Raw genomic sequence first — 8,853 nt, 5'->3', positions numbered from 1 at the left:
CAAAAAGGCCAGCATGCACATGCTGGCCTTTTTCATTTCCGGCACCGCGAATCACATTTGCTGATTTTGTGGGCGGCGTGGGCGATCTGACAGCACTGCCAAATCCAGCGGCTGCGCAACGCCGGCCACCTCGACTTGCGTGCACACCGGCTTGTCGCCGCGGTAGCCCTGTGCCCGCGCCCGCTCGCAGGCCTCGCGCGTGGCGAGGGCCCGCGTGCCCTGCGCCTTGTTGTGCTTCTCCAGCTTGGCCGCGAGGTTCACCGCGTCGCCGATGACCGTGTACTCCAGCCGCCGGCCGTCGCCCACGATGCCGAAGACCACCTCGCCCGTGGCCAGGCCTGCGCCCACGTCCGGCGCGGCCAGGCCCGCCTCCCGGCGCCGCGCGCGCCAGCCGTCCACCGCCTGCACGATCTCGTCCACCGCCCGCAGCGCCCGCGCGGCGTGTGACGCATCCGGCACCACGGCGCCGAAGCTGGCCAGGATGCCGTCGCCCAAGTACTTGTCGACGCTGCCGCCGTGCCGGCGGACGATGGGCACCACCAGCCGCTGGTACTCGCCCAACAGCGCGATCACGCCCTCCGGGCCCAGCTCGGCCGCCGCCTGGGTGAAGCCGCGCAGGTCCAGGAACAGGATGGCCGCCTCGCGCCGCTCGCCCTGCCCCGCCATCAGCTCGGCCTCCGAGGCCGTGATGCGCCGCGCCACCGCGTCGTCGAAGAACAGCGACAAATCCGCCACCGCGCGCTCCCGCGCCAGGGCCCGCACCAGCAGCGCGCGGGCACGCGCCAGGGCCAGCGCCAGCGTGGCGGTGAACACGGCCAGCGCCAGCAGCCGGTCCAGCTCGGCGCCCAGGTGCACCTGCAGCGAGCGCAGCGAGGTCACGTAGTCCCAGGTGAGGGGTTGAACCGGCGCGCCCCACAGCACCCAGGCCAGCAGGGTGAACCAGCCCAGCAGCGCCGTGCCGCCGGAAACGAGCACCCACAAGGGCTCGAAGCGCAGCGCGCGCAAGCCGATGAGGACGAAGACATAGACGAAGGCCGGGCCCTTGAGCGCGAGCTGCGGCGGCTGCTCGTACTGCAGCGCCGTGGCGGCCAGCGTGCCCAGCAGCACCGCCATCTCCGCCACCACGCCGGCCGCCAGCAGCGCGCGGCCCAATTGGCCGGTCCACGCGGCGTAGAGGCGCAGCAGCACCAGCAGCGCGAACAGGCTCAGGCCCAGCGGCGCGGCGCGCACGGGCGCGTCCGGCGCGTAGCCGGGCGGCGTCACGCCCACCAGCGCCGACAACAGCGCCAGCAGCAGCAACTGCACCACGGCCACCAGCAGCTCCGCGCGGAACTGCTCGGCCTGCAACTGCCGACGCACGCGGGCGGGCAAGGCGTCGTCCAGCGCATCCAGCAGCAGCCAGGCGCGCCAGCGCGGCGAGATGGCAGCCATCAGGCGCCGCCGCCACCGGCACGCAGGCGGCCGCCCGCGATGCGCTCGCAGGTGCCCGCGGGCAGGCTGATCCATTCCTGCGCCTGCGCATCCGCGCGCGCCTGCCCGGCGCAGGCGTGGGTGCTGGTGCCGCAGTCGTTGCGCCCGGCGCGCACCACGCCGTGGCAGCGCTCGCGCTCCAGGCTGAAGGTGCTGCCCGGGGCGCTAAGCAGGTGGGTGTAGCGCTGCACGGCCGCCAGCGCCGCCAGCAGCGCGCCGCTGAGCACCAGCGCGTTGCCCAGCGCGGTGGCGCGGCCCGGGGCGGCGGGCCGGGAGGCCGGCGCCGGTGCCGGTCCGGCCGACGCGGCGGTGTCGATCCGCGAAGCCTGCTCCGTGCTCATGGCGCCTCCTTGCCCAGCGCCGGCAGGCGTTGCCGCCGCGACAGCCGCATCGCCGCCGCGATGGTGAGCACCATCACCGCCAGGGCCAGCCAGGCGTGGGCGTGCAGCAGCGGCAGCCCAACCAGCAGCAGCCCGTCGTTGGAGCCGGGAATGAGCAGGCTGCCCACGGCCATGAGCGCACCGCCGGCCAGGCTGCGCAGCCACTGGGCGGGCGTGGGCCAGGCCGGCTGAAGGCGCCCTGCCGTCCAGCCGCCCAGCACGGCACCGCCCAGCAGCGCGGCCAGCAGCGCCAGCGGCAAGGTGGAGCTCGCCGCCATGCGCCGCGCCAGCGCCGCCAGCAGGTCCGTGTAGGCCCAGGCGCCCGCGATGAGCCAGCTCAGCAGGAAGCAGATGCCGATCACGGTGGTGGCCGCATGCGGCGCCCACACCCGCGCCGGCAAGGCGCGCAGCGCCCCGTCCCGCAGGCCCCACACGCCGCGCACCAGGCGCCACAGCGCGAACAGGACGAAGGCGGCTGCCAGCGGCGCCGCCGGCAGCCCGCCCGCGTGCGACGGCATCGGCGCGGCGGGTGCCGGCAGCACGGCGCCAAGGCCCAGGCAGCCCAAGTAAAAGCCCAGCGGCACGGCCGCCTGGGCCCATTGCCCGCTGCCCAGCCGCGCGATGGCGCCGAACACGCAGGCGCCATTGAGCCAGGCGCCGGCCCCCAGCAGCACCGCGCCCGCCACCGTGGCGGCCGAGACGGGCTGTGCCGCCGGCATCACCGCGGTCCAGCCCGCGGCCTGCGCCAGCGCCAGCCCGCCGGCCACCCACAGCGCCGCCTCGCCCATGGCGCGCAGCCGCCGCGTGCCGCGCTGCTGGACGAATTCCTCCACGGCCGCGACCGTGCAGGTGCCTCCGCGCTGTATGGCGAAGCCCATGAGGGCGACGCAGGCGAGCACGGCCACCGTGGCGGCCCCGCCCAAGGCTGTTTGCATGTTTCGCTCCTTGCTCAGCGATTCAGGTGTCGCGAAGCGTTGTTGCGCCCCTCCGCCCCGTGGCCCAGGCGCTTTGCACCCTCACCCGTCATGCCCGCTTTCGCGGGCATGACGATGTAGAGGGCGAGGCGCCTGAGCTGACGGGAGGCGAAGGCCTTCCCCGCATTCCCCAGCCAGCGCTCGCGCGGGTAGGCCATCGTTCACCCACGTGCCCGTCGCCCACCCATTGCATGGCAGCCATCGTTCAGATTTCTGAACAGTGCGCCTTGCAAAACGGCGGCGCCCGCAGAGGGTGGCTCACAAGAATTCCGCCCTCAAATCCACGCTGGAGCGCACGCCCAGCGCGTCGAAGTGCTGCTGCAGCCACTGCCCGGCGTGGGCGCGGCCGGCGTCGCGCAGCTCGGTGAGGAAGTCCCAGTCGCAGTTGAGCTTGCTGGAGGCGTCGTAGCCGCTCATCACCTCGTCGGCGCGGATGGAGTGGATGAGCATCTGCTTGAACTCCCGGCTGGAAAGCTGGCCCTGCTCGATCAGCCCGGTGACGAAGACGATGGCCCGCATCTCGCGCATCAGCGAGGAGTTGAAGCTCACCTCGTTGAGCCGGTTGAGGATTTCGCCGGCCGTGCGCGGCACGCCGGGGCGGACGATGGGGTTCAAGTGGACGATGACCACGTCGCGTGCCGCGCAGTCGTAGATCAGCGGAAAGAGGGCCGGGTTGCCCATGTAGCCACCGTCCCAGTAGGGCTCGCCGTCTATCTCCACGGCCTGGAACATGAAGGGTAAACACGCCGAGGCCAGCACCGCATCGGCGCTGACGTCGGCGCAACTGAAGATGCGCACCTTGCAGGTCTGCACGTTGGTGGCGCACAGGAACAGCTTCACCGCCGAGTGCTGGCGCAGCCGCTCGAAATCCACGTGCCGCTCCAGCACCTGGCGCAGCGGATTGAAGTTCAGCGGGTTGAGCTGGTACGGCGAGAACATCCGCGTGAGGAACTCCATCCACTGGTAGGCGGGCGAGTGCTCCAGCGAAAAGCCGCCGAAGGACTGCATCCAGCGCATCCAGGGCATGGCGCGGTAGGGGCTGCAGCGCTCGCCGGTCTCGGCGATGTCGCGCCAGAACGCCTGCAGCGCGGCGCGGGCGCCCTCCGGCCCGCCCGCGGTCCAGCCCTGGGCCAGCACCGCCGCGTTCATGGCGCCGGCGCTGGTGGCGCTGATGCCTTCGAAGCGGATGCGGCCGTCCTCGATCAGCCGGTCCAGCACGCCCCAGGCGAAGGCGCCATGCGCGCCCCCGCCCTGCAGCGCCAGGTTGACCGTCTTGACGGCGGGCCGAGGCGCGGCGCGCCGTCGCTCGGATTTCACAAGCATGTCCATGGCGCCTCCTTGATGACGCGGGGAGCGGGCGTCAATGCTGCGTCCAGCCGCCGTCCATGGGAATGGCCGTGGCGGTCATGGAAGCCGCCGCGTCCGAGGCCAGGAACACCGCCAGCGCGGCCAGCTCCTCCACGCGGACGAACGCCTTGCGCGCCTGGTGGGCCAGCATCACGTCGCGCACCACCGCTTCCGGCGAGATGCCGTGGGCGCGCGCCTGGTCGGCGATCTGCCGGTCCACCAGCGGCGTCTTCACGTAGCCCGGGCACAGCGTGTTGGCCGTGATGCCGAACTCGGCCAGCTCCACCGCCACGCAGCGCGTGAAGCCCACCAAACCGTGCTTGGCCGCGACGTAGGCCGACTTGAACGGCGACGCGGTGAGCCCATGCGCCGAGGCGACGTTGAGGAGGCGGCCGAAGCGCCGCGCCTTCATGCCCGGCACCACGGCCTGCGTCAGGACGAAGGCGGCCGTGAGGTTGATGGCGAGGATGGCGTCCCACTTCGCCTGCGGAAATGCCTCCACCGGCGCCACGTGCTGTATGCCGGCGTTGTTGACCACGATGTCCACCCGGCCGAAAGCCGCCTCGGCCTGGGCGGCCAGGCCGCGGATCTCGTCCGGCCGGCTCATGTCCGCGCCATGGAAGGCCACGCGCACGCCGAACTCGCGCTGCAGCGCGCCGCGGGTGAACTCGATCTCGTCGGCCTGGCCCAGGCCGTTGAGCATCACGTGCGCCCCCTGCGCGGCGAAGGCGCGGGCAATGCCCAGGCCTATGCCGCTGGTGGAGCCGGTGACGATGGCGGTCTTGCCTTCAAGCAGCATGGCGTTCTCCTTGGGAAATGGACGGGGGGTGCACGGGGGAGGAAGCCGGCGGCGCCGGCATGGGGACGGATGCGGGCCCGGGTGCGGGCTCGGCGTCGGCCTCGCTGGTGCGCGTGAAGCGCAGGTGCGTGACGTCCACGCTGAACAACATGCTCCAGGTCCACTCGACCCAGATGCGCAGCTTGCGGCCCGCCGTGGGCATGAGCAGCAGGTAGTAGGCGCGCCACAGCAGCCACGCCGGCAGCCCGGCCAGGCGCAGGCCGAACACCTGCGCCACGCCTTTCAGATGGCCGGTGGTCGCCATCATTCCGCGCGAGCGGTGGCTGAAGGCGCGCGTGGGCTGGCCGTGCACGGCGGCGACCAGGTTGTCGGCCAGCACGCGGGCCTGCGCCACGGCGAACTGCGCCGTGGGCGGGCTCGCGCCGTCGCCGCCGTTGGGCACCAGCGCGCAGTCGCCCAGGGCCCACAGCCGGCCTTCGCCGGGCCAGCCGGGCACGCTCATGTCCGGTGCCGTGGGCAGACGGCCGCGCTGCAGCGCCAGGCCCCCTTGCACCCCCGCATGCGCCGCCAGCTGCGCCAGCAGCGGGTTCTCGCGCGTGCCCAGGGTGCAGACCACGGTGTCGCCCTCGACGCGGCTGCCGTCGGCCAGCACCACGCCCTGCGCCTGCACTGCCGCCACGCGCGCCAGCAGTTGCACCTTCACACCCCGCTGCACCAGCGAGCGCGCGGCGGCGTCACCCAGGCACTCCGGCAGCTCCGGCAGCAGGCGGGCGCCGTCGTGCAGCAGCGCCACGCTGATCTCGTCCGCGCGCACCCGCGGGTAGCAGCGCAGCGCACCCTGGGTGAAGTCGGCCAGGGCACCGGCGACTTCCACCCCCGAAAAGCCACCGCCCATGACGATGAAGCTGCCCAGGCGGCGGCGCTGCGCGCGGTCGCTCTCCAGCTCCATGCGGGCCAGGCGATGCAGCACGCGGTTGCGGATGAACATCGCATCGCCCACCAGCTTCAAGGGCAGCGCGTGTTCGGCCAGGCCGGGCAGCAGGTCCAGGCGGGCGCGGGTGCCCAGGGCCAGGACGAGGTGGTCGAAGGGCAGCTCGCGCTCGCCGGCCAGGGTGTGCGCGCGCACGGTGCGGGACAGCGCGTCCACGTGCGTCACGCGGCCCATCACGAAGCGGCTCTTCTTCAGCATCTGGCGGATGGGGGCCACCACCTGCTCGGGGAAGACCGAGGCGCCCACCACCTCGGCCAGCAGCGGATTGAAGGTCGTGGTGCTCTCCTCGCTCACCAGCGTGAGCTGCCAGGGCGCGGGCAGCCGCCGCTCCAGGCGGCGCGCCAGCGTGGTGCCGCCGAAACCGCCGCCCACGATCACGATGTGGCGTGTCATGGCCCGCTCCTCAGCCGCGCGGGCCGTGGCCCAGGCGGCGGTGGATGAGCCGGTCCAGCGACAGCGCGCCCGGGCCGTGCGTGAGCGTGACCAGCAGCAGCAGGCCCCAGGTCTGGTGGTCCTTGAGGCCCGCCGCGCCCAGGTCCGGGTACGAGACGACGGCCACGATGTTGAAGACGAAGAGCACCAGCGCCGCGGCCCGCGTGCCCAGGCCCAGCACCAGCAGCACGGGGAAGAACAGCTCCACGCCCGTGCCCAGCAGCGCGGCCACTTCAGGCGGCAGCAGCGGCACGGCGTACTCGTTCTCGAACAGCGACAGGGTGCTGTCCCAGCTCGCGATCTTGGTCAGCCCGGAGTTGAAGAACACCGCCGCGACGAAGAGGCGCAGCGCCAGGTCCACCAGCGGCGACAGGCCGTCCAGGCCGCGCACCGCGCGGCGGACCAAGTGCAGCACCCTGCCCGCGGCGCCGGGGGGTGATGTGGCGGGGAGATCCATGGAGTTGTTGACGTAATGCATGTTGATCGCTCCTTGCGTGTGGGAGGTTGGCATTCCGAGAGCCACGACACCTCGCCCCCCACTTCGTCATTCCCGCGCAGGCGGGAATCCAGGCGGCCCCACGCCAGAGCGAAGGGGCAACGCCGGAAGGCTGCGGTTTTTGGGTCTCGTGACGCCGGCCCATGAGCTGGCGGCCGACTTGGGGCCCGCCTGGATTCCCGCCTTCGCGGGAACGACGGCTCGGGGGGGCCTGCGGGCCAGTCTTCGGATGGCGGCCATCAGCTTTTCCCGGACAGTTGCCATCTCCAGTCAGGAAACCGGCTGCGCGCCCGCACTGCTGCGGCCCGCGCCTGCCCCGCCTTCACCCCGCCTTCTTCCCATCCTTGAGCGCCGCCGCTCCGCCGTGCACGTTTTCCGGCTTGTCGGTGACCATGCCGCCGGCGATGCGCTCGCAGGTGCCCTTGGGGACGAGGATCCAGGCCTCGGTGTCGCGGTCCATGGCGGCGGTGCCGGCGCAGGCGCTCTTGCTGGTGCCGCAGTCGTTCTTGCCGGCCTTGACGATGCCGGCGCACTTCTCCATGTCGCCCTTGGCCGCCAGCACGGGGCCGCTGGCCAGCGAGCCGCCCAGGGCCACCAGCGTGGCGATGGAAGCGGCGACGAGGGTGTTGGCTTGCTTGCTCATGTCAATCTCCTGGGGTCGTTGAGGAAAAACAGGTTTAAAGGGGGGATCGCGGTGCCCTTGGCGGGTTGTGGCTGCAACCTCATCGACACCGTGAAGCCAGTCTGGCCGCCGGGTCTCACGCGGCCATGGCGGAGAAGTCACGTTTTCATCACGGCGCGATTCACGGCGCGACTTCCAGGCGTGTCAGGCCGCGGCCAGCGCCTCGAAGCGCAGCACGTACTCGCGCAGCACGCGCGCGGCGCTCAGGGCCTCGCCGCTGTCCAGGTGGCGGGCCGCGCCGCACAGGCGCGCCAGCGCCCCTTCGAGCTCGTAGTCCACGGCCTCCAGGTCGGCGCTGTCGCGGCCCTCGTAGGCGGCGCGCGCGGCGGGCTGTGCCATGCATTGGGCCGAGAGGTCCAGGAAGAAGCGCCGGTTGGGATGCGCCACGCGGTACAGCAGCCGCCCCGCGGCATAGACGCAGGCGTCGCCCGCCGGCCCGCTCACCACCACCGTGTCCGCCTCCACCAGCCGCACCTGGGCCTGCACGCCCAAGAGCGCCGCGGGCCAGAACTGGCCGAAGAGGACGACGCCGCACTCGTCCTCGCGCGGGCGGCGCGGCGCCGCGCCCTCCACGTCCGGCGTGTCGTCCACGCCTTCGAGATCGGTGGCCAGGGCCGACGCCAGGGCGCGGCGCAGGTGGCATTCGGGGTGGCGGATGTTCATGGCGGCCTCCGGGGCTAGGGACGCTGCGGGGGCGGCGCGGGGCTTTGCAGCCGCGCCGCGCCGGCGCTCGTCACATGTCGTGTTCCATGTGCGGCTTGTCCATGGGGAAGAGATCGACCGAGATCAGCACGGCCGGCGTGCTGCCGGTGTTCTTCCACCAGTGCGAAGTGCCGTTCTTCTCCGGCGCCACGTCGCCGGCGCGGTGGACGATGGGCACGGCGCAACTGCTGGCGTACTCGGTGACCTCGCCGGAGACGGTGTAGATCATGGCCGGGCGGTTGTCGTGGCTGTGCCAGGGGACGATGCCGCCGGGCTGTATGTCCAACTGGCGCAGCCGGAACTGCCGGCCCTGCAGCGCCAGCGGTTCGTTGGCCAGGTCGGTCATGGCACGCACGCTGTCCGTCACGCCCTGGGGCATGGAGGGGCCGGGCGGCTGGCCGCGGCCGTCGGCCACGCGCTTGTCCATGGGGCATTCGCCGGCCAGGGCGGTGCTGGCGCCCAATGCGGTGACGGCGGCCACGGTGGCCAGGACGGAAGCTTGCGCCACGCGGCGCCAGGCGTTGGAAGTCGTGCGGATGCTCATGCTGCGTGCTCCAGGTGAACCATGCGGGGGTTGCCT

Annotated in this window: 10 protein-coding genes; all 10 read right to left on the bottom strand. The window is 72.5% G+C overall.

Annotation, left to right across the window (positions count from 1 at the left end; genetic code table 11):
• Positions 1-51: 51 nt before the first annotated feature.
• The 10 genes from ALA01S_RS23325 to ALA01S_RS23275 all read right to left on the bottom strand — a co-directional run bounded on the left by ALA01S_RS23325 (position 52) and on the right by ALA01S_RS23275 (position 8,817).
• A complete protein-coding gene (locus ALA01S_RS23325) occupies positions 52-1,431 on the bottom strand; it encodes an adenylate/guanylate cyclase domain-containing protein (RefSeq protein ID WP_157119223.1) in 1,380 nt (459 codons plus the stop codon).
• Complete coding sequence (locus tag ALA01S_RS23320) at positions 1,431-1,811, bottom strand: BufA1 family periplasmic bufferin-type metallophore (RefSeq protein WP_084267853.1); 381 nt, start codon at positions 1,809-1,811, stop codon at positions 1,431-1,433. The genes ALA01S_RS23325 and ALA01S_RS23320 overlap by 1 nt, the downstream gene beginning before the upstream one ends.
• The gene (locus tag ALA01S_RS23315; RefSeq protein WP_066341565.1) at positions 1,808-2,785 is read right to left on the bottom strand and encodes a YeeE/YedE thiosulfate transporter family protein; all 978 of its coding nucleotides are present in this window, start codon (positions 2,783-2,785) and stop codon (positions 1,808-1,810) included. Before ALA01S_RS23315 ends, ALA01S_RS23320 begins: the two co-directional genes overlap by 4 nt.
• A 297-nt stretch (positions 2,786-3,082) precedes the next feature.
• Positions 3,083-4,147 (bottom strand): patatin-like phospholipase family protein, encoded by a 1,065-nt coding sequence (locus ALA01S_RS23305; RefSeq protein ID WP_066341570.1) that lies wholly within the window; start codon positions 4,145-4,147, stop codon positions 3,083-3,085.
• A 37-nt stretch (positions 4,148-4,184) separates the two neighbouring features.
• The gene (locus ALA01S_RS23300; protein ID WP_305765089.1) at positions 4,185-4,967 is read right to left on the bottom strand and encodes a 3-hydroxybutyrate dehydrogenase; all 783 of its coding nucleotides are present in this window, start codon (positions 4,965-4,967) and stop codon (positions 4,185-4,187) included.
• Positions 4,960-6,354, bottom strand: coding sequence for an NAD(P)/FAD-dependent oxidoreductase (locus tag ALA01S_RS23295; protein ID WP_066341560.1), 1,395 nt, complete (start codon positions 6,352-6,354; stop codon positions 4,960-4,962). Before ALA01S_RS23295 ends, ALA01S_RS23300 begins: the two co-directional genes overlap by 8 nt.
• 10 nt (positions 6,355-6,364) lie before the next feature.
• Positions 6,365-6,871 carry a DoxX family protein gene (locus ALA01S_RS23290; RefSeq protein WP_238455915.1) on the bottom strand — a complete coding sequence of 169 codons (507 nt, stop codon included), beginning with the start codon at positions 6,869-6,871 and terminating at the stop codon, positions 6,365-6,367.
• Between the two features lie 340 nt (positions 6,872-7,211).
• On the bottom strand, positions 7,212-7,532 hold the full coding sequence (locus ALA01S_RS23285; protein WP_084267852.1) for a BufA1 family periplasmic bufferin-type metallophore: 321 nt from the start codon (positions 7,530-7,532) through the stop codon (positions 7,212-7,214).
• Positions 7,533-7,715: 183 nt separating this feature from the next.
• On the bottom strand, positions 7,716-8,234 hold the full coding sequence (locus tag ALA01S_RS23280) for a hypothetical protein (RefSeq protein WP_066341558.1): 519 nt from the start codon (positions 8,232-8,234) through the stop codon (positions 7,716-7,718).
• 70 nt (positions 8,235-8,304) lie between these two features.
• Positions 8,305-8,817, bottom strand: coding sequence for a cupin domain-containing protein (locus ALA01S_RS23275; protein ID WP_066341556.1), 513 nt, complete (start codon positions 8,815-8,817; stop codon positions 8,305-8,307).
• Positions 8,818-8,853: the final 36 nt, after the last annotated feature.

The sequence above is a fragment of the Azohydromonas lata NBRC 102462 genome, from assembly GCF_001571085.1.
Taxonomy (GTDB): Bacteria; Pseudomonadota; Gammaproteobacteria; order Burkholderiales; family Burkholderiaceae_C; genus Azohydromonas; species Azohydromonas lata.
The sequence above is the reverse complement of the archived record's forward strand: the minus strand, read 5'-3'. Positions and strand labels throughout refer to the sequence as shown.

Bases quoted from the DNA above. Each gene is read 5' to 3' on its own strand.
- ALA01S_RS23305 (WP_066341570.1), bottom strand. From the start codon at position 4,147: ATGCTTGTGAAATCCGAGCGACGGCGCGCCGCGCCTCGGCCCGCCGTC.
- ALA01S_RS23325 (WP_157119223.1), bottom strand. From the start codon at position 1,431: ATGGCTGCCATCTCGCCGCGCTGGCGCGCCTGGCTGCTGCTGGATGCG.
- ALA01S_RS23295 (WP_066341560.1), bottom strand. From the start codon at position 6,354: ATGACACGCCACATCGTGATCGTGGGCGGCGGTTTCGGCGGCACCACG.
- ALA01S_RS23320 (WP_084267853.1), bottom strand. From the start codon at position 1,811: ATGAGCACGGAGCAGGCTTCGCGGATCGACACCGCCGCGTCGGCCGGA.
- ALA01S_RS23290 (WP_238455915.1), bottom strand. From the start codon at position 6,871: ATGCATTACGTCAACAACTCCATGGATCTCCCCGCCACATCACCCCCC.
- ALA01S_RS23315 (WP_066341565.1), bottom strand. From the start codon at position 2,785: ATGCAAACAGCCTTGGGCGGGGCCGCCACGGTGGCCGTGCTCGCCTGC.
- ALA01S_RS23280 (WP_066341558.1), bottom strand. From the start codon at position 8,234: ATGAACATCCGCCACCCCGAATGCCACCTGCGCCGCGCCCTGGCGTCG.
- ALA01S_RS23285 (WP_084267852.1), bottom strand. From the start codon at position 7,532: ATGAGCAAGCAAGCCAACACCCTCGTCGCCGCTTCCATCGCCACGCTG.
- ALA01S_RS23275 (WP_066341556.1), bottom strand. From the start codon at position 8,817: ATGAGCATCCGCACGACTTCCAACGCCTGGCGCCGCGTGGCGCAAGCT.